The sequence below is a fragment of the Rhizobium sp. BK313 genome (assembly GCF_014193655.1).
GTDB lineage: Bacteria > Pseudomonadota > Alphaproteobacteria > Rhizobiales > Rhizobiaceae > Rhizobium.
In genome coordinates, this window is record NZ_JACHZQ010000001.1 from 2447506 (window position 1) to 2470732 (window position 23227).

Here is a 23227-nt window from a genome sequence, read left to right on the forward strand (position 1 = left end):
ATGCGATATAACGGCTGGTTGCCGCTAACAAGGCACGGTTGACCAACTTTCTTCAAAGAATTGTGACTTAGCAAAGACAAAGAGATTAAATTATCGTCAGAATTACTGCGAATAGCGGCTTAAAATAGCTATCGCCCCCGCTTCCAGACCATCGCGGTGCCCAACCTTTGAATTGCGGCGCGCAGCTTGTCGTCCTCGATACCATCCATCATGCCTTCGAGCTTACGGGCCGCCTCGCCTTTCAGTGGCGGTGGCGTGCGCGAGCGTTTGGAGGCAATGGAGACTGGCTTCTGAACGATGCGGATCTGGCTGACGGCGTGGAAGCCGAAGAAGCCGTTGATGCGCTGGATGAGTTCGCCCTGCGCGTGGGTCAGGAACAGGGCGCGGGCGCCCTCGCAAGCGATGGTCAGCACACCGGGCTGGTAACCGCCATCTTCGCCCGAACCGCCGCGTTTCGCCCAGGCGATCTTTTCCGGCCGCGTGCATTCGGCGAAATCCTCACCGGCGATTTCGTCCCAGGAGCCGAGCAGCGCGGTATTGATTCCCGCACGCTTCGCCAAAACGGGATCGACGATACCATTGGTCAGCTCGGAAATCTGTTTTTCGCCTTTTCGGGGATAACTCATTGGATAGTGGACCCGGAACCGTGTTTGCGCATCCGAGACCTTGATCGGCCGGCGCAGCTTGGCCAAGTATAGAGCACTTCCCCTCGATGCGGCAAATCATGACGACGACATTAGAATCCCCAACCGCCGCACCCCTGCTTGCCTGGTACGACCGCCATCACCGCGACCTGCCGTGGCGCGTCTCGCCGACGATGGCTGCGCGCGGCATTCGGCCTGATCCCTATCATATCTGGCTGTCGGAGGTGATGCTGCAACAGACCACGGTGCCGGCGGTCAAAGCCTATTTCGCCAAATTCCTGGAGCGCTGGCCGACGGTTCACGATCTCGCGGTGGCGCCCACCGACGATGTCATGGCCGCCTGGGCGGGGCTCGGCTATTATGCCCGCGCCCGCAACCTGAAAAAATGTGCGGAGGCCGTGGCAGCGGAACATGGCGGACGGTTCCCAGACACCGAGGATGGGCTGCGGGCCTTGCCGGGAATCGGCGACTATACGGCGGCGGCGGTCGCGGCCATTGCATTCAACCGGCAGGCAGCTGTCATGGACGGCAATGTCGAGCGGGTCATCTCCAGGCTTTATGCCATTGCCACACCATTGCCCGCCGCCAAGCCGTTGATGAAGCAGAAAGTGGCTTTACTGACGCCTGACGATCGTCCCGGCGATTTCGCGCAGGCGATGATGGATCTGGGTGCAACGATCTGCACGCCGAAACGGCCGGTCTGTTCGCTCTGTCCCTTCAACAATGCCTGCGAGGCACTGCGGCTGCATGATCCCGAACATTTTCCGGTCAAAGCAGCAAAAAAAGAAAAGCCGGTGCGGCAGGGGGCTGCCTTCGTGGCGGTGAATTGCGATGGCGAGATCTATTTGCGACGGCGCATCGCTAGCGGCCTTCTCGGCGGCATGACAGAGGTGCCGACCACTGGCTGGACCGCGCGGATCGATGGCGAGACCAGCACCACCGCCGCTCCCTTCCCGGCCGATTGGCAGGCTGCGGGCACTGTGACGCATGTGTTCACTCACTTCGAATTGCGGCTGTCGATCTATCGCGCTCAGGTCGCATCGAGCACGACCTGCAATGACGGATGGTGGGAGCCGGTTACAAATCTTGAAGCGCAGGCCTTGCCGACTGTCATGAAAAAAGCGATCGCTCAGGCTATTCCACGCGCATTCGCAAAGACCAAGGCATTCGAAAAGGCAGGGCATAATTCATGACGACGGAAATCCGGCATATCGTTTTCGATATCGGCAAGGTTCTTATTCACTACGATCCGAACATTCCCTATAGCCGCGTCATCCCCGACGAGGCTGAGCGCGCTTGGTTCTTTGCCAACGTCTGCACACATGAATGGAACATCGAACAGGACCGCGGCCGGACCTGGGAAGAAGCCGAAGCGCTGCTGATCGCCGAGCATCCCGAGCGCGAAGAACAGATCCGCGCCTTCCGCAAATACTGGCATGATATGGTCCCTCATGCCTACGACGATAGCGTCGCAATTATGGAAAAGCTGATCGCCGAGGGCCGCGACGTCACCATGCTGACCAACTTCGCCTCCGACACATATCGTGAGGCGGAGGCGCGCTTCTACTTCCTCACCAAGCCGCGCGGCGTGACCGTGTCCGGCGACATTGGCCTGATCAAGCCGGATGTTGCGATATACCGGACACATGCGGAAAGCTTCGGTCTGGATCCAGCTTCGACCATCTTCATCGACGACACGCTCGTCAACGTCGAAGGCGCAAAAGCTGCGGGTTGGAAGGCCGTCCGTTTCACCGGCGCTGAGCAGCTGCGCAGCGATCTCGCCGCCTACGGCATCAAGGTTTAGGCTCATGACTTTCGATCCGGCAGAACGCATCACCCAATTCCACGACGCGATCAACAGGCTCGATTACGAAGCAATCGAAAATTTCTTCGCGGAGAATGCCACCTATGTCTCCAACGGCGTCGGCAGCCTTGCCGGCCGCGAGGCGATCATGGAGGCCTTCCGCGGCTATTTCGATACCTATCCGGATCAAACCGCCGTCAATTCATTGGTGGAAACGCTGACGCCGCTTTCGGGCCGAAGCGTCTGGTCCGTCCGGGCAACGAACAGCAAGACTGGCAAACCGCTCGTCCGCGAGGGCGAGGAGACGATTACCTTCGACGAAGATGGACACGTCGTCCGGGTCGATGTGACCGACTATCAGGAATTCTGAGTCGTCAGGAAAAAAATGGCGCCCAGGGTTTGTATCCCCTGGGCGTCTCGCCTTCTTCCCTAACTGGAGGTACTTGACGGAAGAAGGCGGGTATGCGGATCCGGCGGCTGCGGCATGATCCCGAAAGGCAGGAAACGGTTTTCGGATGAGATCACGCCGCTCGAATAACTGGGATTATTCCACTTTCGCCAGATCATTGCGGACGATCGAACGCAGATCGTCGATCGGGCGCAGGGACTGCCCGTCGTCGAAGTACCAGAACGTCCATCCGTTGCATGCATCAAGGCCCTGGACTTTCGCGCCAAGGCGATGAATGGAGCCGGCCTCGCCGCCGGAGGCGACAGTGCCGTCGGCACGCACGATGGCGCTATGGCGCCGCCTCGCATCCGTCAGCACCTGGCCGGGCTTGATTAGGCCGCTTTCGATCAGCACGTTGAAGGCGACGCGAACCTCGGCCTTTTTGCCGGTCATCACCGTCAGCTCCGCCTTGCCCAGCGGCTCGACGGCGGCAATGCGGGCGCTCGCTGCATCGATGTAATCCTGCTCGCGTTCGATGCCGACGAAGTGACGGCCGAGACGCTTGGCAACGGCACCCGTGGTGCCCGAGCCGAAGAAGGGGTCGAGAATGATGTCGCCGGGCTTGGACGAAGCCATGATGACGCGGGCAAGCAGGGCTTCCGGCTTCTGGGTGGGATGTGCTTTCTTGCCGTCCTCGCCCTTCAGCCGCTCGTTGCCGCTGCAGATCGGGAACAGCCAGTCGGAGCGCATCTGCACATCGTCATTTGCGGCCTTCATGGCGTCGTAGTTGAAGGTGTAGCCCTTGGCCTTGGCGTTCGGGCTCGCCCAGATCATCGTTTCATGAGCGTTCTGGAAACGTCGGCCCTTGAAATTCGGCATCGGGTTGGTCTTGCGCCAGACGATGTCGTTGAGGATCCAGAAGTTCAGATCCTGCATCGTCGCTCCGACGCGGAAAATATTGTGATAGGAGCCGATGACCCAGATCGTGCCGGTCGGCTTCAGCACGCGGCGGCAGGCCAGCAACCACGCGCGGGTGAAGGCATCATAGGCCTCGAAGGAAGCAAATTGATCCCATTCGTCATCGACGGCATCGACCAGCGATTGGTCGGGGCGATGCAGCGTGCCACCGAGCTGCAGATTGTAAGGCGGGTCGGCGAAGATAACGTCGACGGAATGGGTGGGCAGTGCTTCAAGAGCCGCCACGCAATCACCCTTGATGATCGTGTCGACCCAAGAGCCCGGCGTTACGGAAGTCCTGAGGTCGGCAAGCGGGAAAACTGACGCCATGTGATACTCGCTGTTACACTTACTCGATACGCTTAACTGAGTGTTATGGTTACCTAAGTTGGTTACCAAAGGCTAAAGCGAGCAGGACATTTTACAAATTTGCGAAAATACGCCCGTTGTCAGGCGTCGCCAGTCCTCGCTGTCTCGGGTACATCATGCACCGCCCGGCTATCTTCCGGCACCTCCTCCCTCTCGTTCATTCCGTAATCGCGGACCACATGCGCAATGCGTAGCCGATAGTCGGCGAATATCGCCCCTCGTCCGGCCTTTTGCGCGGCGCGGTGTGCCTCGCGATTGCGCCATTCCATGACGGCCGCCTCGTCCCGCCAGAACGAGAGGGAGAGAAGCTTGCCCCGTTGCGTCAGGCTCTCGAACCGCTCGATGGAGATGAAACCATCGATGGTCTCAAGCTCGCTACGCAGGCTGCCGGCGAGATCGAGATAGTGATGGCGCTCGCCGAGATAGGGAATGACCTCGAAGATGACGGCGATCATGGCGACACCTTTGGACCATGTGGCAGCGACACGTTTTTCAGGAAGATGCGGTCTTCCCTGATAATGAAGCGTTCGCGGCAGGAGAAATCGTAGTTCGCCTTGCCCAGCGGATCAGCGGCGAGACGAGCGCGATAGGCCTCATAGGCAGCCAGGCTTTCGATGTTGTAGACGCCGTAAGCAGTCGTCGCCGAGCCTTCGTGCGGGGCGAAGTAGCCGATGAGGTCGGCGCCGTTGCGCGGGATGACCTGGCCCCATGCCCTGGCATATTCGGCAAAGGCATCCTTCTTGAAGGGATCGATCTCGTAGCGGATGAAGCAGGTGATCATGGTTTTTTCTCCTTTGGTGATGGAGATGTTATCGCATATTGCGCGACGCGGATGCTTCGGTTACGATCGAAGTATGAAGGAAGGTCCTGACATAGCGCAAATTGGCGCGCTCATCGGCGATCCGGCGCGGGCGAACATGCTCACCGCGCTGATGGACGGCCGTGCCCTGACGGCCACGGAGCTGGCGGAGGCTGGCGGCATTACGCTGCAGACGGCCAGCACGCATCTGTCGAAGCTTGAAGCGGGTGGTTTACTTGCGCAACGCAAGCAAGGCCGGCACCGCTATTTTACGCTCGCCGACGACGGCGTCGGCAAGCTTCTCGAAAGCATCATGGGTTTCGCTGCGACGCGTGGACATCTGCGCCACCGCCCTGGCCCGAAAGAGCCGGCACTACGCAAGGCGCGCATCTGCTACGATCATCTCGCCGGCGACTACGGCGTGCGTATGCTCGACAGCCTGATTTCGACCGGTGCGATTTCTGCGGTCGGTGACGGCTTGAATCTGACAGAGCGCGGCGAAACACAGCTTACCTCGATCGGCATAGACGTGACCGGGCTGCGCTCGACACGACGCCCCCTCTGCCGTTCCTGCCTCGACTGGAGCGAACGCCGCGCGCATCTCGCCGGTAGCCTCGGCAAGGCGCTGCTTTCCAACTTCTTCGACAAGGGCTGGGCACGGCGAACGGAAAACAGCCGCTCGATCCTGTTTACCTCGGAGGGCGAACGACGGTTTCTGGCGCTGTTTCCTGTCGAAGCTGGCGCGATGAACAAAGAGCAGGAAAGTGTCGACGCCTGAGTTTCACGGCGCACCCTCCATGCTGCCGGAGACATGCCAGTCTTAGCTTGAACCGATCAATATCCCTTTGAAATTGCTTGCAGCAATACGGCTGCAAAGTTCCTTCCATTCACAGCCACGACAGGCGTAGCGAATATCACCACTCGCGAAATTCTGGCGTAACCTTGCGAGAAGACCGGCATCAGGCACGAGAACTGAGCCGGATTCGATCTTTTCACCCAGAAGCGTAGCCACATCCGCCAATGCTGCAGCGTCACGCGCGATCACGCTGTCTCTGAAACAATGTGGCTCCTTCTCGTCAAGAAGCGGCGCGCAGATATCGTCAGGACCGGAGACGAGTTCAATCTCTTCTCCGGCCGTAAGACGCTCAGCGATGCGACGGTAGTTGGCAATGAAGGCCGGCGTATAGCCTTCACCGACAAAGGTCAGCATGCAGAGCAGATGATGGGCGCGAAGCCGAACGGTCAATTCAGCCGTGCCTTACCGCCATAGATTTTCAAACCCATGAGGACGGCGGCGGCGAGCGCCGACTTCAGGACAGCGCCGAGAATGAACGGCGCAACACCGAAGAGCCAGCCCTTTTCCGCGCCCATCAATACGGCGAGCCAAGCGCCGCCGATCACCAGGCAGAGAACGTTGCCGGCAAGGTGAGCCGCAAAGCTGCGCACGACACGGTCGCCGCTCCAACCACGCTCGGCAAGCCAGCCGACCAATGCGCCGATGATCGGGAAGGACACGAGATAGCCGACAGTGGGCCCCGTGAAGGGAGCAATGCCACCGGCGCCGCCAGCCAGAACCGGAAAACCGACCATTGCCTCGCCCAGCCAGGCGAGAATGGTGAGCGCGCCAAGGCGCCAGCCGTAAAGCGCGCCGATCATCGTGACCGCCAAGGTCTGCATGGTCACCGGCACCGGCACCATCGGCACCGAAATCTGCGAAGCTAGCGCCAGCACCAGTGTGCCAGTGAGAACGAAGACGGCCTTGACAACCAACGACCGTTCGCCGAGGCGCAGCGGATCAAAAACGGTATCTTCATGGTGATGCGATAGGGACATACAATTCTCCTTCTTCAAATTATAGATAGTTTTTGATTCTCATCTATTTTTATGATGGAGCTTGCGAATTCGGGCAAGGGGAAATGCAGCTTTTTCCTTCTTTCCAAACCAACGGACAGCAAAGTTTCAGTGCATTGACGGAGGCTAGAGCATGATATCGCAGGGCATCAAGCGTCAGCGAAAGTTCAATTCCACCCGAGCGCACCTCAAAATTGCGCAAGGCTTCACCTCCCTTCGCGGGAAGGCAAAGCCGCAATATCAAAATTATCTATAATTTTTAGCCAACGATGGCAAAAGCTTCGCGCGTCGTGCCCGAGGGCGTCCTTACCGGCGCCCGGCCGATCCATTGCACATGCTTCTGCAGGATCGAAGCCGCCTCCTCCGTCCGACCCTGGCGCAGGGCGGCGAGGATGGCGCGATGGTCGTGATCGGTGCGTTTTTCCCAGCCCGATTGCCAAGCGGAGAAAAGGAAGCGAGCGCTGGCGGCGTGCAGGTCATCGATCGACGCGAGCAGCCGCGCCATGCCGCAGGGCGCAAGGATCAAGCGGTGGAAGCGACGGTTGGCCTCTTCCCAGGCGCGGACGTCGGCAGCAGCATCCCCTTCCCGCGTCGCCTCTTCGGCGGCATCGAGGATTGCCGGCGTCAAGTGTTGGGCCGCGTGTTTCAGTGCCAAACTCTCGAGCGCCGCCCGCATTTCCGCGACTTCACGGACTTCCTTGAGATCGAAGGAGGCGACCCGAACGCCGCGGCGGGGCACACTGATCGCCAGCCCCTGCGCCTCCAGCCGTCGAAACGCCTCACGCACCGGCACATGGCTGGCGCCGAACTCCTCGGCGATGTGATCTTGCCGCAGACGCGCATCGGGCGCGATCTCGCCACGGATGATGCGATCGGCAAGCACCCGGCTGATACGGCTGGCAATCGTGTCGTCCCGCTCTTTGGCCATGGCCGATCCTTAAAGATGGCGATCGGCCTTGTCGAGCCATCCAGTTCAAATGTAACGGCGACTTGACTTAGTGCATATGCACACGCATACTAAATCCATGCAAACGGAAGACGATCTTGGTCCCCTCGCCTGTCATTGCCTTGCGACCCGGCAATTAGCGCGGCATGTCTCGAAACTCTACGAGCGGCATATGGCGCCGACGGGCATAACCAGCACCCAGTTTTCACTCCTGCATTTCCTCGACCGCAATGCGCGGATGACGATGAACGAGCTGGCAGCCGCAATGCTGATGGATCGTACGACCCTGCTGCGGGCCGTGAAGCCACTGCAACAACAAGGGCTGATCATCAGCGCGCCGGAGACGGAGGAGAGCCGACGACTGATGCTGGCGCTATCTCCGGCCGGACAAAGCAAGATTGTGGAGGCGGGACCCTTCTGGCGCGCGGCGCAAGAGGAATATGAAGCGCAGGTCGGCGAGTTGCATGCCAGAAGCCTGCGCAGCGACTTTTTCAACATGACCCATCACGGCTGACTCCTTCTCAATGAGGCTTTTTTGATAGGTCTTGGCGAGGTCGCCGGCATTCATGTCGGCTATAGCCCCCTCGGCGTCGTGCTCGCGATTTCATCCAGGCTGGGTACGCTGTTGTCTGCGGAATTGGGAGCAGGTCGGTACCTATAAGACGTGCCGGAAAGCCGAGATCAGTCTCCGAACTTCGACTTATCCTTTCCGCCAGTGCACCACTGCTATGCCTGCTGATTGGTTGAGCTTTGCCGGCGCATCGTGTAAAGCCGCACGATCCCTTTCAGAGCAGGCCCCAAAAAGCGCGAAGCGGTTTTTGGATAAGGGCATGCCAAATCCAGAGCCCCTTCAAAGGCAGTATATTCTTATGAGCAATGGCTTCGATCTCATCATCTTCGACTGTGACGGCGTTCTGGTCGATTCCGAAATCATAGCGGCGGACGTGGAATCCAAGCTCCTGACTGAAGCCGGGTACCCGATCAGTGCCGAAGAAATGGGCGAGCGCTTCGCCGGCATGACCTGGCAGAACATACTGTTCCAGGTCGAACACGAAGCGAGCATCCCGCTGTCGGCATCGCTGCTCGACAAATCCGAAAAGCTTCTCGACCTTCGGCTCGCCAGCGACGTCAAGGCTATTCCAGGCGTTCCCCTTGCCTTGTCGCGCTTGCCGATGCGGCGTTGCGTCTGCTCGAACTCCAGCAGCGCACGGCTTGACATGATGCTCTCCAAGGTTGGCTACAAGGAATTGTTTGCGCCGCATATCTATTCCGCCAAGGATCTCGGCGCCGATCGCGTCAAGCCGAAGCCGGATATTTTCCTGCACGGCGCCAAGCAGATGAACGTTCCGCCGGCTAATGTCATCGTCGTCGAAGACTCGGTCCATGGTGTCCAGGCGGCGCGTGCCGCCGGCATGCGCGTCATCGGCTTTACCGGCGCCTCGCACACCTACCCTTCGCATGCCGACCGCCTGACGGATGCAGGCGCGGAAACGGTCATCGCCCGTATGGTCGACCTACCCGGCGTGGTGATGGCATTGGCGGAATGGGACGGGGTTTTGTAAGCGGCCGCGAATGAAGCAATAGGCAATAGTTTCAGCCTTGAGGCCGGCCTTCGGCTTCCTCCTGCCTATCCTACATATCCAAATCGCTTAGTGCTTCTTCCGGACCGGCTTCTGGCCCTTCTCCGGCTTCTGAGGTCCCTGATCGAAGCCCACCTGGACGCTGGTGAAGCCGCCTGAGCCGCCAGCAACCTTGATGTCGTCGTCGGTGAAAAGAAACTGCGTGGTGGTCTCGCCCGGCGGGATTTCGGCGGTGAAATTAATGGTCTTCTCGTAGAGTGCGGTATTGTCGTCCATAACGGCGACATGGATCGGCATGGTTACCTTACCGGGACCGCCCGTCGGGCCGGCGACGAGACGCCCTTGCGCGACGACGTGGATACCAAGGCTGGCGCCATCGGTCGTGCACTGGCGCGTCGCCTGAGCGAGCGAGGCTTGGTACATCAACTGGTTCGGATCGTCCTTGGCACCCTTTGCATAGGTGCGGTAGACTGAAGCCTCGTCGCGGATCACCACTTGCGGGCACTTGCCGGCGACATAGGCTTGGCCACCGGTCACTTGAGGCGCAGGACTTGTCGCCGACGCATCGCCGGCCACCGTCTGCGGCGCCACCGTTACCGCTACATCCGACGCGGCCTGCTTGTCGCCGCCGCCGAAACCAAGAGAACTACAACCAGCCAACAATGCCAGAAGCGAAGCGGAGAAAAGACGACGCGAAACCCTGCCAAACACTATTATTCCACCCTCTGCATATAATTCACATTATAGGCCTGCAGCCCGTTCGACGGGCCTTTAATGACACTTGGCGATGGTCTATACCAGCGGCGCAGCGAAAAATCGATTGGGTAGGCACCGTTTTGGCTCACTTTTCGACGTCGACAGATTGGCGCAAGCCGCCGCCCGCCGGAAGCAGCCGGACGGACATTGCGCAAACGCGAAAACCACGCGGCTGATCCGACGCAAAAAGACGGGCTGCCATCGCTTCGTTCTTTTACTCTCTCACCCCACCACTCCGGCAATTTTGCGACCAAAGGAATTCTAGACCGTGGACTATATCTCAACGCGGGGAGAAGCCCCTGCTCTTGGCTTCTGCGACGCCCTTCTGGCCGGCCTTGCACGTGATGGCGGCCTCTACGTACCCCGTGATTGGCCGACCCTCACGAAAAAAGAGATCCGCGCTTTCCGCGGCAAGAGCTATCAGGAAGTCGCCTTCGCCGTTCTGTCGCCTTTCACCAACGGCGAAATTCCGGATGACGTCTTTCGAGGCATGATCGATGAAGCCTATTCCACCTTCCGCCACCCGGCTGTCGCGCCACTGGTGCAGACAGGCCCGAACAACTTCGTGATGGAGTTGTTCCACGGCACGACGCTTGCCTTCAAAGACGTCGCTATGCAGTTGCTTGCACGGCTGATGGACTATGCACTGGAAAAGCGCGGGCAACGGGCGACCATCGTCGGCGCGACATCGGGCGACACCGGCGGCGCTGCGATCGATGCCTTTGCCGGCCGCGAACGGACCGACATCTTCATCCTCTTCCCGCATGGCAAGGTCTCGCCGGTACAGCAGCGGCAGATGACCACCTCGACGGCGGCCAATGTGCACGCGCTGGCGATCAACGGCAATTTCGATGATTGCCAGAACCTGGTCAAAGCCATGTTCAACGACACCGGCTTCCGCGACGGCGTCAAACTTTCGGGGGTCAATTCGATCAACTGGGCGCGGATCATGGCGCAGGTGGTCTACTATTTCACCACCGCCGTCGCGCTCGGCGGACCGGACCGGAAGATTTCCTTCACTGTTCCGACCGGCAATTTCGGCGATATTTTCGCCGGTTATGTCGCCAAGCGCATGGGCCTGCCGATCGACCGCCTGGTGATAGCCACCAACGAGAATGATATCCTTGCGCGCGCACTGAAGACTGGACGCTACGAAATGCGCGAGGTCAAGGCCACCACCGCGCCGTCGATGGACATCCAGATCTCGTCCAACTTCGAACGGCTGCTGTTCGAAGCCTATGGCCGTGATGCGTCGAAGGTGCGCGCGGCGATGGAAAGCCTGAAGCAATCGAACGGTTTTTCGATTGGCGAAGACGCTCTGAAGACCATCAAAAAGGACTTCCGCGCCGGCCGCGCCAGCGAGAAACAGGTGGCTGCGACGATCCGCAAAACGCTCGATGATACCGGCTATCTCATCGATCCGCACACCGCGATCGGCGTCTTTGTGGCGGAAAAAAACGAGAAGCCGGCAAGCCCGATGGTGACTCTTGCAACGGCGCATCCGGCAAAATTCCCCGCCGCAGTAAAATCGGCATGTGGTATTGACCCGGCGCTCCCGACGTGGCTTGCTGGACTGATGAACAGGGAGGAGCGTTTCGACGTCCTCGATCCCGAGCTTAAAGCCGTTGAAACTTTTATCGGCAAACATGCCCGGGCCGGGGAATGATAAACGCAGAAAGACAGACGATGACAGTGGAGTGCACCCGGCTTGCGTCCGGGCTGACAGTAGCGACCCAAACGATGCCACACCTCGAAAGCGTGGCACTCGGCGTCTGGATCAAGTCGGGTTCGCGTAACGAAACCGAGGCGGAGCACGGCATCGCGCATCTGCTCGAACATATGGCATTCAAGGGTACGGCGCGTCGCACGGCGCGCGAGATTGCCGAGGAAATCGAGAATGTCGGCGGCGAAGTCAATGCCGCCACTTCGACCGAAACGACCTCCTACTATGCCCGCGTGCTGAAGGACCATGTGCCGCTCGCCGTCGATATCCTCGCCGATATCCTCACCGAATCCGCTTTCGACGATGACGAACTGCAGCGCGAAAAGCAGGTCATCCTGCAGGAAATCAACGCTGCGAACGACACGCCCGACGACGTGGTCTTCGACAAATTTTCCGAAGTCGCCTATCGGGGCCAGACGCTTGGCCGGGCGATTCTCGGTACTCCGGAGACCGTCGTCTCCTTCTCACCCGGACAAATCCGCGGTTATCTCAGCCGTAACTACACGACCGATCGCATGTTCGTGGTGGCCGCCGGCGCGGTGGATCATGAAAGCTTCGTACGCCAGGTCGAAGAGCGCTTCTCGAGCCTGCCGACCAAGCCGTCGGCGCCGCCTGTCATCGAGCCTGCCCGCTATATCGGCGGCAATATCCGCGAGACGCGCGACCTGATGGATGCACAGATCCTGCTCGGCTTCGAGGGGCGCGCCTACCACACGCGCGACTTCTACTGCTCGCAGATCCTTGCCAACATCCTTGGCGGCGGCATGTCCTCGCGGCTGTTCCAGGAAGTGCGCGAGTTCCGTGGCCTCTGTTATTCCGTTTATGCCTTCCATTGGGGCTTTTCCGACACGGGCATTTTCGGCATCCATGCCGCAACAGGCGGCGAGAACCTGCCGGAGCTGCTGCCGGTCATCATCGACGAGCTGCATAAATCCTCCCACAACATCGAGCAGCAGGAAATTGAGCGCGCCCGCGCCCAAATCCGCGCGCAGTTGCTGATGGGGCAGGAAAGCCCGGCGGCGCGCGCCGGCCAGATCGCACGGCAGATGATGCTCTACGGCCGGCCGATCCCCAACCAGGAGATGCTGGAGCGGTTGCAGGGCATTACCATCGACCGTCTGACGGATCTTGCCGGCCGCCTCTTCTTCGACACGGTGCCTACGCTGTCGGCGATTGGGCCGTTGGAGCAGTTAGCGCCGATGGAAGATATCGTCACGTCCTTGTCAGCGCCAACCCCTGCCTCCAAAAGCGCGAGTGGCTAAGACCGCATCGCGAGCCGATGGGTTCAATCTTCCGGGGAGTGATGGGCGGAATGCAAAAATCGGTCTTTCGGTTTCTGTCACGTCATCCGGACGCGGTTGAACTCGAAGACGCGACCTATTTACTGCGGCTGCCGCGTTACTCCGATTTTAACCAATGGCACCGGCTGCGGGCCGAAAGTCGGCGCTTCCTGGAACCCTGGGAGCCGACCTGGCGCCACGACGAACTGACCGAGGGCGCCTATCGGGCCCGTGTTATCCGGGGAAAACAGGAATACAGCTCCGGCCAGGCCATCCCACTTTTTATTTTCCTTAAGGAGAATATGACCTTGCTCGGCGGCATCACGATCGGCTACATCCGCCGGGGTGCCGCACAAAGCTGCATGATCGGCTATTGGATGGGCGAGCGGCATTCAGGCCAGGGCCATATGTTCGCCGCACTTCAGTTGGTTATACCCTATATCTTTTCGGGACTTGAGTTGCACCGTATTGAAGCAGCCTGTATTCCGGATAATGAGCGTAGCATGCGGCTTTTGGAAAAGGCCGGTTTCCAACGGGAAGGTCATTTGCGCGGTTATCTTAAAATCAACGGTCAGTGGCGTGATCACGTGATGTTTTCCCGGTTGGCGTCCGACGTCGACCCGAGCAGAAAATCCGACCAGCGATGACCGCCGATCTCACGCCGACCATGCCGTTGACCAAATGGTTGTCCGCGATCCTCGCGACGCTTGCGGCTGCCATGTTGCTCTTTCTTGCCGGCATGGCGCATGCCGCCGAACCCGTGAAGATTTCGCGCGACGACACCGCGCTGGATTTGACGGCGACGACGGAGATCTACACCAATCAGGGCGAAGCCTTCCAGGTTTCCACCGCCGCCGGCGCCGACGGCATTCGCCGCCGCATCGAGGTGCGGTCCTCATCGCCGAACCATCAGGGTGACTGGGCCGTCTTCGCACTCGCCAATGTCTCGGAAGAACAGCTCGAGCGCGTCATTGTCGCACCCCACTTCCGCCTGGTGAATTCGAAAATGTTCTGGCCGGACCTCGGCTCGCAGCGCATTATCGCGATCACGCCGAGCGAAGGCTTCGCCCTCGACCGGCAGCCAAGCGACGAAGCTGATGTCTTTCGCATCACGCTGAACCCCGGTGCCGTCGTTACCTTCGTCGCCGAACTCTCTTCGCCGAACCTGCCGCAGCTCTATCTCTGGGAGCCGAACGCCTACAAGGACACGGTCAACGCCTTCACGCTCTATCGCGGCATCGTGCTCGGCATTGCCGGCCTGCTGGCGGTTTTCCTGACCATTCTCTTTGTCGTCAAGGGAACCTCGATGCTCCCGGCGACGGCCGCGCTTGCCTGGGCGGTGCTCGGCTATATCTGCGTCGATTTCGGTTTCCTCGGCAAACTCATCAGCATCACCTCCAGCGATCAGCGAATATGGCGCGCCTGTGCGGAGGTGGCGCTCGCGTCGAGCCTCGTGATCTTCCTGTTCACCTATCTGAACCTTAATCGCTGGCACGCGCATCTGGGCTACGTGACGCTTGCATGGGTGCTTGGTCTCGCTCTGCTCTTCGGCGTGGCGATCTATGACCCGTCGATTGCCGCTGGCATCGCGCGGCTATCGCTGGCGCTTACAGCGACCGCTGGTCTGCTATTGATCATCTATCTCGGCTTCAGCCGTTACGACCGCGCCATTCTGCTGGTGCCCGCCTGGGCGCTGATCCTGGTCTGGCTGTTTGGCGCCTGGATGACGATAACCGGCAAGCTCGACAACGACATTATCCAGCCGGCACTCGGCGGCGGCCTCGTTCTGATCGTGCTCCTGATCGGTTTCACCGTAATGCAGCATGCTTTCGCCGGCGGCGCATTCCAGCAGGGCCTGTTCTCCGATCTCGAGCGGCAATCCCTGGCGCTCACCGGCTCCGGCGACACGGTCTGGGACTGGGACGTGGCGCGCGACCGTGTGGTGACGACGCCGGATATCTCGATGAAACTCGGCCTGTCGCCCGGCACCATGCATGGCGCGGCGCGCAACTGGCTGCCGCGATTGCATCCCGACGATCGCGATCGTTTCCGCGCGACGCTCGACGTGCTTCTCGAACATCGCCGCGGCCGGCTGAACCATGAATTCCGCATTCGCGCCGAAGACGGGCATTTTCATTGGCTGTCGATCCGCGCCCGACCGGTACTCGGCTCGAACGGCGAGATCATCCGCTGCGTCGGCACCATCGTCGACGTCACGGAGCAGAAGAATTCGATCGAGCGGCTGCTTCACGACGCACTGCACGACAATCTGACCGGTCTGCCCAATCGCCAGGTTTTCATTGACCGCCTGCAGGCCGTTCTCACCTTGGCGCCGGAAGGCAGCCAGGTGCGCCCGACGGTGATGGTGATCGACATCGACCGCTACAAGCTGGTCAACGATACCCTCGGCGTTGCTGCTGGCGACAACATCCTGATCGCCCTTACACGCCGCCTGCGTCGGCTGATGAAGCCGCAGGATACGCTGGCGCGGCTCTCCGGCGACCAGTTCGGCCTGATCCTCGTTTCCGAGCGCGACCCGGCAAAGGTCGCCGACTTCGCCGATGCGATCAGCAAGGCGATCATGGTGCCGATCAATTTCGCCAATCGCGAAATCATCCTGACCGCTTCGATCGGGCTTACGTCCTGGGTCGACCAGCAGGAAAGCGCTACCGGTCTGTTGAGTGACGCCGAACTTGCCATGTACCGGGCCAAGCGCGCCGGCGGGAATCGCGTCGAGCCTTTCCAGCCCGCTTTCCGCAGCTTCGGCACCGACCGCCTGCAGCTTGAAACGGACCTACGCCGTGCCGTCGAGCGCAAGGAGCTGTCGCTGGTCTACCAGCCGATCGTGCGGCTGGAAGATGCCGAAATCGCCGGTTTCGAGGCGCTGATGCGCTGGGAGCATCCGAAACGCGGCAATATTCCGCCATCGGAATTCATACCGATCGCCGAAGCCTCGGACATCATCGGCCCGCTCGGCATGTTTGCGATGGAACAGGCGACCAACGACCTGATGGCCTGGCAGCGCCAGACCGGCGACCTGCCGCTCTTCGTTTCCATCAATCTGTCCAGCGTGCAGCTCCTAAACAATGAGCTCTACGACGATATCCGCGCTTTGCTCGCCAAAACCCATTGCGAACCGAACCGCATCAAGCTCGAATTGACGGAATCGCAGGTGATGGAGAACCCGGAACAGGCCCGCCTCGTGCTCGGCAAGCTGCGCGAAGCCGGCATCGGCCTGGCGCTCGACGATTTCGGCACCGGCTATTCCTCGCTCTCCTACCTCACCCGTTTCCCCTTCGACACGATCAAGCTCGATAAGGCGATGGTGCGTGACGAAAGCGATAAGAAAGCGGTGCTTCTGCGCTCCGTGATTTCCATGGCGCGCGAGCTCAACATGCGTGTGGTCGCCGAAGGTATCGAATCGGAAGAGGATGCGCTCGAACTCGCCAAGATGGGTTGCGCTTACGGCCAGAGTTTCATCTTTGGCCCGCCGATGGGTTCGGACTCAGTACTGCGGCTGCTGAAGGAACGCTTTCCGCTGACGAAGCGGGCGTAGCAAGAGCTACGCTCCCCTGATCACTCCATGTAGATATTCCAGCTTCGCTATCACCGGCGGCGACAGGATGAAGGGATAGGAATCCGGCTGGCCCATACTGCGCTGGATGGCATTGATCGCGACGCTCAGGGGAATCCAGGCACTAACGAGCTGTTCGGCGCTTTCAGCCTTGTAGGGATTGAAATCCACTGCCGCTGCCATTTCGTGATAGCCGTAGGGATCGACCGCCAAGCCGAAGGAGCGGGCCGTCTCCAGCGTATCGACAATATGAAGATAGTGCGCAAAACATTCGGCAAAATCCTCCCAGGGGTGAGCGCTGGCATAGGCGCTGATGAAATTTTCCTGCCAGTTTGGCGGCGGGCCGTTGTCATAGTGCTGCTGCAGGGCCGCGCCATAATCCATCCGCTCTTCACCAAACACGGCACGGAAGGCATCGAACCGATTGCGGTCGCGGATCAGCTTGTTCCATATGAAATGACCGGTCTCGTGGCGGAAGTGGCCGAGCAACGTGCGGTAAGGTTCATTCATAGATGTTCGCGCCTGTTCACGCGCAACATCATCGGCCTCAGCGGCGCGGATGGCGATCCGCCCCTCATCGTGGCCGGTCCTAGCCGGCACGATGGTACCGCCCTGCATGGCGTCCTCGAGGAAATCGAAGACTAGCCCACCTTGCGGATCCTGTTGGCGATCGGGATGCGGCAGGTTCCAACGTAGCAGCGAATAGAACAGATGCCGCTCGGCCTGACCGATCCGCCGCCAACGGTCTATGCCCTGCTGCGTATCCGTATTCGGCACCAGCCTGTTGTGGCGACAAGCAATGCAGAAGGGTTCGGGATCTCCGGCCTCAACCACCCAATTGCAAATATCGAGCTCGGCATTGGCGCAGAAACGGACAATACGGGTCGGCTCGGCAACCAGACGCCAATTCGATCCGTCAGCCTCCAGCGCATATATCGCAAGACGCTCAGGAACAAAGCCAAGCTGATGGCCGCAGCGCACACATTGACGGTTATCGAAATGCACCGGTTGGCCACAATGGTCACAGGCGAAAAGCCTCATGGAAAGCTCTCCAAAATCAGGCCATTACAGGCATGAAAAGAGCCTGTCGCGAATTCGTGACAGGCTCTTTCACTGCGCCGCGCATGCGACAGCACGCGAAAGGACGCAGCACTTAAATAGGCGCATATCAGACTGCCGGACTACATCCGGTCGACCGCGCCCTTGGCCTTATCCTTGGCTTTGCCAACCGCTACCTGCGCCTTACCCTTGGCCTCCTGGGCCGTGCCTTCGGCGCGCATCGTCTTGCTCTTGGTAGCCTTGCCAACAACCTGCTTGGCCTTGCCGGCCGCCTCGTTGGCCTTACCGGATACCTTGTCACTCATGCTGCCCATGTCGAACGCCTCCTCATTCGGCACCAGCGGGGTTGCCGGTGCAGTGACAGGGAAACGTCACTGATGATATTTCGTTCCACCAGGACGCGGAACGGCTCAGGCATGCCCCGCGTGCGGCGACAGCATAGCGGCATTGATACCCATCAGCGCCAGGGCGCGTTCATACTTATCGTCAAGGCTGCGGTCGAAGATCAGCTCCTCATTGGCCGGGCAATTGAGCCAGCCGTTGTTACTGATTTCCGCCTCCAACTGACCTGCACCCCAGCCGGCATAACCGAGCAGCATGGTGGCGCGCTTCGGCCCACCGCCTTTGGAAATGGCGCGCACGATATCCAGCGTCGCCGTCAGGCTGATGTCGTCGCTGACCGGGATGCTGCTATCGCTGATGTAGTCGTCGGAATGCAGGACGAAGCCGCGGCCACTTTCAACCGGCCCCCCGGTCTGAATCGGGAAATCGCGGGCGACTGCAGGCAGAAGAATAGCATCGTCATCCTTGATCATTTCAAGATGCAGCAGCACGTCGGTAAAGGTCAGGTTCTGTGCCCGGTTTATGACGAAGCCCATGGCGCCGGCGGCAGAATGAGCACAGATGTAGATCACCGTGCGATTGAAATTCCGGTCTTCCATGCCGGGCATGGCAATCAGGAACTGGCCGTCGAGAAATCCTCTTTCGCGTTTATTCTTCAGCGTCGATAGGGACATCGTACCTCCTGACTGCAGTCTGTAACTGCGCCCCTTAAAAAGGAAGATGGGGCAATGTCATAAATCAATCAACTGAAAATGATCATTTCTTTTTCGCACTGTTCTGGCACAGCACCGCGCCATCCGGTAAATCCTTGTTCCATGATCGGAAAAACTTCTTTTGCCCTCCTGCTGACAATGCTGCTCGGAACGCTCGCCGCCGCAATATCGACCGGTGGTATCGCATACGCGGCCATGAGCGATTGGGCCGACAATGAGGGTGGCCGCATGCGGTTGGTGGCGCTGGCGCCGGATGCGCAAGGCCATATCCGCGCAGCGCTACAAATCGAGCCGGCGCCCGGCTGGATCACCTATTGGCGCGAACCCGGCGAAGGTGGAATTCCGCCGCAGGTGAGCCCGGCACCCGAAAGCGGCGTTACGCTGGAAAAGACCAGCTATCCCACGCCCAAGCCGATCACGGTCGGCGCGATCCAGGAAATCGGCTATGACGCGCCGGTGACGTTGCCGCTCGATTTCCGCGTCAAAGGTAAGCAGCCGACGACGCTCGATCTCACCGCCTTCATCGGCCTCTGCAAGGACATCTGCATCCCCTTCCAAGCCGAATTTTCTCTACCGCTATCGGACGCCAGCCAATCGACGTTGCATGAACAAGCCCTGCTGGACGCCGCCAACGCGTCGCTGCCGCAGGCCCCTTCCCCGGATTTTGCCGTCGAAAACCACAGGCTTTCACCCGATGCGAAAACCCTTTCGCTGCACCTGACGCTGCCGGAAACAACCGGCGACGCGCCGTCAATCTATGTGACTGGTCCCACAGGCTATGTCTTTTTCAAACAAATCAACGCCAAACGCGATGGCAAGATTTTTGCGACCGATATCGCCATCGGCAAGCTTCCGAAGAATTACGATATCAAGGGCAAAAGCTGGGGTGTCCTCGTTATTGACGGTGAACGCGCCATCGAAACCACGCTTGCGTTCGAATAGCCCGGATCTATAGTTTCGCCCTACTATTTTCACTCAAAGGGCGGCTATTCAACCGCCCTCAATCTCGACCTAAGGAGAGTGCCATGACCATCGCTGTCGGCGATAAACTGCCTGCCGCCACATTCAAGGAAAAGACCGCTGACGGTCCGGTTGAACTCACCACCGATCAGCTTTTTGCTGGAAAGCGTGTCGTGCTCTTCGCCGTTCCCGGCGCCTTTACTCCGACGTGCTCGCTGAACCATCTGCCGGGTTATCTGGAAAACCGTGACGCAATCCTCGCCAAGGGTGTCGACGACATCGCCGTTGTTGCCGTCAACGATTGGCATGTCATGGGCGCCTGGGCACAATCCTCGGGCGGCATGGGGAAGATCCACTTCCTCGCCGACTGGGACGCCTCTTTCGCAAAGGCCCTCGGCCTCGATATCGACCTCACCGCCGGCGGCCTCGGTATCCGCTCAAAGCGCTATTCCATGCTGGTGGAAAACGGCGTGGTGAAGACGCTCAACATCGAGGAAAGCCCAGGCCAGGCAACGGTTTCGGGCGCGGCAGCGATGATCGAACAGCTTTGAATTTTCCGACTCTGAGAAACAAAAGAGGGCGCCCAACAGGCGCCCTCTTTTGTTTTGCGGCATTGCAGGTGACGCCGGCCAGCGCGATATGCTTCGAAGGTATTTCTCCCTCAAATTTTCGGCTCGGAACAGTCTCATTCTATATGTTGCCTCTTTTTTGCCGCATTCCCTCCGCTACAACGCGTAATGTTATTACATTATGAAAGCTTCCGGATGCCCTTCAGCAACGATCCCTTCGCCTCTTCCTTGATCGGGCGTTCCGCGTTGACGCGCCTCGCCTTCGTAGCGATCGGCATCGCAATCCTCTGGGCGACGATCGGCTGGGCGGTGGCATTGGCATGAGTGCTCCGATCCGTCTCGATAATCTCACCGTCACCTATGAGCGCCATCCCGCTGTGCATCACGTTTCGGGCGCCTTTCCGGCCGGCAGCCTGACGGCGATCGCCGGACCGAACGGGGCGGGCAAGTCGACACTCCTCAAGGCGATCATCGGCGAATTGAGGCCGGCGGAAGGGTCTGTCGATCGCGGCGCACTGACGCGCAATGATTTCGGCTATCTGCCACAGGCGGCGGAGATCAATCGTCGCTTTCCCATTTCTGTCGCCGATACGGTTGTGCTCGGCGCCTGGAAGAATTCTGGCGCCTTTGCCCGATTCTCGCGCGCAGACGCTGAGCGCGCCCGGGGAGCGCTCGCAGCTGTGGGCTTGGCAGGCTTCGAGCGTCGGCATATCGGCTCGCTCTCGGCCGGGCAATTCCAGCGCGTACTCTTCGCGCGGCTGCTGCTGCAGGACGCTCGCGTCATCCTCCTCGACGAACCCTTTACCGCCATCGACCAGCGCACGACGCGCGACCTGCTCGACATTGTTCTACGTTGGCATGGCGACGGGCGCACGGTGATTGCCGTGCTGCATGATTTCGATCAGGTGCGCGCGTATTTTCCCGAGACGCTGCTGATCGCCCGCGAACTGGTAGGCTGGGGCAAGACACAGGATGTGATGAGCCCCGCTAATCTCGTCAAGGCGCGGGCGATGGCCGAGAGTTGGGACGAGGATGCTGGGGACTGCCTGCCGGAGCCAGAGCTTACCCAACGGGGCTTGGCGAAGCGGGAGCCGGCCGAATGACGGCCTACGACATCTTTCTCGCGCCCTTTGCCGACTACGGCTTCATGCGGCGCGCGCTCATTGCCTGCCTCTGCCTCGGCCTTGGCTCCGGACCGATCGGTGTCTTCCTGATGCTCCGGCGCATGAGCCTGATGGGCGACGCCATGAGCCATGCCGTGCTGCCGGGGGCGGCCATCGGCTATCTGATTGCCGGCTCACTATCGCTGACGGCGATGGGACTTGGCGGGCTGGTGGCCGGCCTGTCGGTGGCGCTGCTCTCCGGGCTCGTCAGTCGCATGACAGTGCTGCAAGAGGATGCAAGTTTCGCCAGCTTTTATCTGACGTCACTGGCACTCGGGGTGCTCATCGTATCGCTGCGCGGCTCCAACATCGATCTGCTGCATGTCCTCTTCGGGACCATCCTCGCCATCGACGCCCCTGCCCTCTACCAGATCGGCGCGATCACCACCGTGACGCTCCTGGCGCTCGCCGTCATCTATCGGCCGCTGGTGATGGAGTGCTTCGATCCCGGTTTTCTGCGGGCCGTCGGCGGGCGCGGGCCGGTCTATCATTTCCTTTTCCTGCTGCTGGTGGTGCTCAATCTCGTCGCCAGCTTCCAAGCGCTCGGTACGCTGATGGCGGTCGGGCTGATGATGCTGCCGGCAGCGATCGCGCAGCTCTGGTCGCGCAGCCTGCCAGCAATGATGACGATCGCGGCGGCGACGGCGACCGCGTCGGGCTATATCGGGCTCATCGCCTCCTATCATCTCGAATTCGCCTCCGGCCCGACCATCATCATCACGGCGAGCCTGATCTACGGCTTTTCCATTCTGTTCGCACCTTCGGGCCTGGCCCGCCGGTTTATTCCCCGTCCCCATCTCAGGGGCTAATTTTGATCAAGGAGATTATCGTGACCAAATACAGACTGCTTCTCTCCGCGGCGCTGCCGGCCTTCATCGCCTTCGGTATCGCGGCACCCGCTTCTGCCGAAACCTTGAATGTCGTCGCCTCCTTCACCGTACTCGCCGATGTCGTCAAGCAGGTGGGCGGCGACCATGTGAAGGTGTCGAGCCTGGTCGGCCCGAACGGCGACCCCCATGAATTCGAACCGTCGCCGGCCGACGCCAAGAAGCTCAATGCGGCCAAGGTCACCTTCGTCAGCGGCGAAGGTCTGGAAGGCTGGATGGACCGATTGATCAGCGCCTCCGGCTACAAGGGCACGCCGATCGTCGCCTCGGAGGGTATCGACACGCGCACCATGGTCGACGACGGCAAGACCATCACCGATCCGCATGTCTGGAACAGTCCAGTCAATGTGAAGATCTGGGTCGCCAATATCGAAAAGGCGCTGGCAGCCGCCGATCCGGCCGATGCCGCCGATTTCAACGCCAATGCCGAACGCTACACCAAGACGCTGACCGAGCTCGACGCCTATGCGCATAGCAAGTTCGACAAGATTGCGGAGGATCGCCGCAAGATCCTGACCAGTCATGACGCCTTCGGTTATTTCGGTCGCGAATACAACGTCAGCTTCCTGTCGCCGCTCGGCATCTCGACCGAAACCGAGGCCTCGGCCGCGGGCGTCGCCAAGCTGATCGAGCAGATCAAGAGCGAACATGTGAAGAGCTATTTCTTCGAGAACTCGAACGACCCCCGCCTGGTCAAGCAGGTCGCCAAGGCCACCGGCGCTGAGCCTGGCGGTGAGCTCTATGTCGAAGCCCTCTCCAAGGCCAACGGTCCGGCTCCGACATATGAAAAAATGTTCCGTTATAACGTTGATCAGCTGGCCGCCGCGATGGCGAAGTCGAGCTGAGGAAGCCGCACAAGCATG

The 23227-nt window shown here is 60.0% G+C and carries 27 protein-coding genes; 16 read left to right on the top strand and 11 right to left on the bottom strand.

The annotated features are described in order from the left end of the window. Nucleotides 1–128: 128 nt before the first annotated feature. Nucleotides 129–626: a DUF721 domain-containing protein gene (locus tag FHT86_RS11870; protein WP_133707135.1), complete on the bottom strand. Its 498-nt coding sequence runs from the start codon at nucleotides 624–626 to the stop codon at nucleotides 129–131. Nucleotides 627–721: 95 nt separating this feature from the next. Between FHT86_RS11870 and mutY the strand changes: the two genes are divergently transcribed. The 3 genes from mutY to FHT86_RS11885 are packed head-to-tail and all read left to right on the top strand — an operon-like array spanning nucleotide 722 to nucleotide 2818. Then, on the top strand, nucleotides 722–1837 hold the full coding sequence (gene mutY, locus FHT86_RS11875) for an A/G-specific adenine glycosylase (protein ID WP_133707136.1): 1116 nt from the start codon (nucleotides 722–724) through the stop codon (nucleotides 1835–1837). After that, entirely contained in the window at nucleotides 1834–2448 is a 615-nt protein-coding gene (locus FHT86_RS11880; protein ID WP_133706920.1) for an HAD family phosphatase, read from the top strand. Before mutY ends, FHT86_RS11880 begins: the two co-directional genes overlap by 4 nt. Before the next feature lie 4 nt (nucleotides 2449–2452). Continuing rightward, nucleotides 2453–2818, top strand: coding sequence for a nuclear transport factor 2 family protein (locus tag FHT86_RS11885; RefSeq protein WP_133706921.1), 366 nt, complete (start codon nucleotides 2453–2455; stop codon nucleotides 2816–2818). A gap of 174 nt (nucleotides 2819–2992) precedes the next feature. Here the strand turns inward: FHT86_RS11885 and FHT86_RS11890 are convergent, their stop codons facing one another. The 3 genes from FHT86_RS11890 to FHT86_RS11900 form a co-directional block, all read right to left on the bottom strand. Next, complete coding sequence (locus FHT86_RS11890) at nucleotides 2993–4123, bottom strand: site-specific DNA-methyltransferase (RefSeq protein WP_133706922.1); 1131 nt, start codon at nucleotides 4121–4123, stop codon at nucleotides 2993–2995. A 119-nt stretch (nucleotides 4124–4242) separates the two neighbouring features. Then, nucleotides 4243–4617 carry an antibiotic biosynthesis monooxygenase family protein gene (locus FHT86_RS11895; RefSeq protein ID WP_133706923.1) on the bottom strand — a complete coding sequence of 125 codons (375 nt, stop codon included), beginning with the start codon at nucleotides 4615–4617 and terminating at the stop codon, nucleotides 4243–4245. Then, complete coding sequence (locus FHT86_RS11900; protein ID WP_133706924.1) at nucleotides 4614–4943, bottom strand: NIPSNAP family protein; 330 nt, start codon at nucleotides 4941–4943, stop codon at nucleotides 4614–4616. The genes FHT86_RS11895 and FHT86_RS11900 overlap by 4 nt, the downstream gene beginning before the upstream one ends. 73 nt (nucleotides 4944–5016) lie before the next feature. On the opposite strand from FHT86_RS11900, the gene FHT86_RS11905 reads away from it, so the two are divergent. Then, nucleotides 5017–5739 (top strand): helix-turn-helix transcriptional regulator, encoded by a 723-nt coding sequence (locus FHT86_RS11905; RefSeq protein WP_133706925.1) that lies wholly within the window; start codon nucleotides 5017–5019, stop codon nucleotides 5737–5739. A 42-nt stretch (nucleotides 5740–5781) separates the two neighbouring features. Here FHT86_RS11905 and FHT86_RS11910 read toward each other — a convergent pair whose 3' ends face one another. The 3 genes from FHT86_RS11910 to FHT86_RS11920 form a co-directional block, all read right to left on the bottom strand. After that, a complete protein-coding gene (locus FHT86_RS11910; RefSeq protein ID WP_133706926.1) occupies nucleotides 5782–6207 on the bottom strand; it encodes a DUF1284 domain-containing protein in 426 nt (141 codons plus the stop codon). After that, nucleotides 6204–6794, bottom strand: a complete 591-nt coding sequence (locus FHT86_RS11915; protein WP_133706927.1) for a biotin transporter BioY — start codon at nucleotides 6792–6794, stop codon at nucleotides 6204–6206. The genes FHT86_RS11910 and FHT86_RS11915 overlap by 4 nt, the downstream gene beginning before the upstream one ends. A gap of 277 nt (nucleotides 6795–7071) precedes the next feature. Beyond that, nucleotides 7072–7740 (bottom strand): GntR family transcriptional regulator, encoded by a 669-nt coding sequence (locus tag FHT86_RS11920; RefSeq protein ID WP_133706928.1) that lies wholly within the window; start codon nucleotides 7738–7740, stop codon nucleotides 7072–7074. A 190-nt stretch (nucleotides 7741–7930) separates the two neighbouring features. On the opposite strand from FHT86_RS11920, the gene FHT86_RS11925 reads away from it, so the two are divergent. Both FHT86_RS11925 and FHT86_RS11930 read left to right on the top strand, forming a co-directional pair. Beyond that, entirely contained in the window at nucleotides 7931–8272 is a 342-nt protein-coding gene (locus tag FHT86_RS11925; protein ID WP_208116639.1) for a MarR family winged helix-turn-helix transcriptional regulator, read from the top strand. A gap of 355 nt (nucleotides 8273–8627) precedes the next feature. Beyond that, a complete protein-coding gene (locus FHT86_RS11930) occupies nucleotides 8628–9320 on the top strand; it encodes an HAD family hydrolase (RefSeq protein WP_133707137.1) in 693 nt (230 codons plus the stop codon). 87 nt (nucleotides 9321–9407) lie between these two features. Here the strand turns inward: FHT86_RS11930 and FHT86_RS11935 are convergent, their stop codons facing one another. Continuing rightward, nucleotides 9408–10049 (bottom strand): hypothetical protein, encoded by a 642-nt coding sequence (locus FHT86_RS11935; RefSeq protein ID WP_133706930.1) that lies wholly within the window; start codon nucleotides 10047–10049, stop codon nucleotides 9408–9410. 313 nt (nucleotides 10050–10362) lie between these two features. On the opposite strand from FHT86_RS11935, the gene thrC reads away from it, so the two are divergent. From thrC to FHT86_RS11955, 4 genes are read left to right on the top strand one after another with little or no spacing between them, the layout of a single operon-like run. Further along, entirely contained in the window at nucleotides 10363–11760 is a 1398-nt protein-coding gene (gene thrC, locus FHT86_RS11940) for a threonine synthase (protein WP_133706931.1), read from the top strand. Nucleotides 11761–11780: 20 nt separating this feature from the next. Continuing rightward, nucleotides 11781–13079 (top strand): pitrilysin family protein, encoded by a 1299-nt coding sequence (locus tag FHT86_RS11945; RefSeq protein WP_133706932.1) that lies wholly within the window; start codon nucleotides 11781–11783, stop codon nucleotides 13077–13079. A gap of 50 nt (nucleotides 13080–13129) precedes the next feature. Beyond that, complete coding sequence (locus FHT86_RS11950) at nucleotides 13130–13744, top strand: GNAT family N-acetyltransferase (RefSeq protein ID WP_133706933.1); 615 nt, start codon at nucleotides 13130–13132, stop codon at nucleotides 13742–13744. Then, nucleotides 13741–16653 carry a sensor domain-containing phosphodiesterase gene (locus FHT86_RS11955; protein ID WP_133706934.1) on the top strand — a complete coding sequence of 971 codons (2913 nt, stop codon included), beginning with the start codon at nucleotides 13741–13743 and terminating at the stop codon, nucleotides 16651–16653. The genes FHT86_RS11950 and FHT86_RS11955 overlap by 4 nt, the downstream gene beginning before the upstream one ends. Before the next feature lie 6 nt (nucleotides 16654–16659). On the opposite strand, the gene FHT86_RS11960 is transcribed toward FHT86_RS11955, so the two are convergent. The 3 genes from FHT86_RS11960 to FHT86_RS11970 form a co-directional block, all read right to left on the bottom strand. Next, the gene (locus tag FHT86_RS11960) at nucleotides 16660–17712 is read right to left on the bottom strand and encodes a putative zinc-binding metallopeptidase (RefSeq protein WP_133706935.1); all 1053 of its coding nucleotides are present in this window, start codon (nucleotides 17710–17712) and stop codon (nucleotides 16660–16662) included. A 140-nt stretch (nucleotides 17713–17852) separates the two neighbouring features. Next, on the bottom strand, nucleotides 17853–18044 hold the full coding sequence (locus FHT86_RS11965; protein WP_133706936.1) for a CsbD family protein: 192 nt from the start codon (nucleotides 18042–18044) through the stop codon (nucleotides 17853–17855). A 96-nt stretch (nucleotides 18045–18140) separates the two neighbouring features. Next, nucleotides 18141–18746 carry a YqgE/AlgH family protein gene (locus FHT86_RS11970; protein WP_133706937.1) on the bottom strand — a complete coding sequence of 202 codons (606 nt, stop codon included), beginning with the start codon at nucleotides 18744–18746 and terminating at the stop codon, nucleotides 18141–18143. A 141-nt stretch (nucleotides 18747–18887) separates the two neighbouring features. Between FHT86_RS11970 and FHT86_RS11975 the strand changes: the two genes are divergently transcribed. From FHT86_RS11975 to FHT86_RS11995, 6 genes are all read left to right on the top strand, one after another. After that, entirely contained in the window at nucleotides 18888–19727 is an 840-nt protein-coding gene (locus FHT86_RS11975; RefSeq protein WP_183868733.1) for a protein-disulfide reductase DsbD domain-containing protein, read from the top strand. An 83-nt stretch (nucleotides 19728–19810) separates the two neighbouring features. Further along, on the top strand, nucleotides 19811–20296 hold the full coding sequence (locus tag FHT86_RS11980; RefSeq protein WP_133706939.1) for a peroxiredoxin: 486 nt from the start codon (nucleotides 19811–19813) through the stop codon (nucleotides 20294–20296). Nucleotides 20297–20509: 213 nt separating this feature from the next. After that, entirely contained in the window at nucleotides 20510–20638 is a 129-nt protein-coding gene (locus tag FHT86_RS38440) for a hypothetical protein (RefSeq protein ID WP_281413652.1), read from the top strand. After that, nucleotides 20635–21417: a metal ABC transporter ATP-binding protein gene (locus FHT86_RS11985; RefSeq protein WP_133706940.1), complete on the top strand. Its 783-nt coding sequence runs from the start codon at nucleotides 20635–20637 to the stop codon at nucleotides 21415–21417. The genes FHT86_RS38440 and FHT86_RS11985 overlap by 4 nt, the downstream gene beginning before the upstream one ends. Next, a complete protein-coding gene (locus tag FHT86_RS11990) occupies nucleotides 21414–22286 on the top strand; it encodes a metal ABC transporter permease (RefSeq protein ID WP_133706941.1) in 873 nt (290 codons plus the stop codon). The genes FHT86_RS11985 and FHT86_RS11990 overlap by 4 nt, the downstream gene beginning before the upstream one ends. 20 nt (nucleotides 22287–22306) lie before the next feature. Continuing rightward, a complete protein-coding gene (locus tag FHT86_RS11995) occupies nucleotides 22307–23209 on the top strand; it encodes a metal ABC transporter solute-binding protein, Zn/Mn family (protein WP_133706942.1) in 903 nt (300 codons plus the stop codon). The last annotated feature ends 18 nt before the right edge of the window (nucleotides 23210–23227 follow it).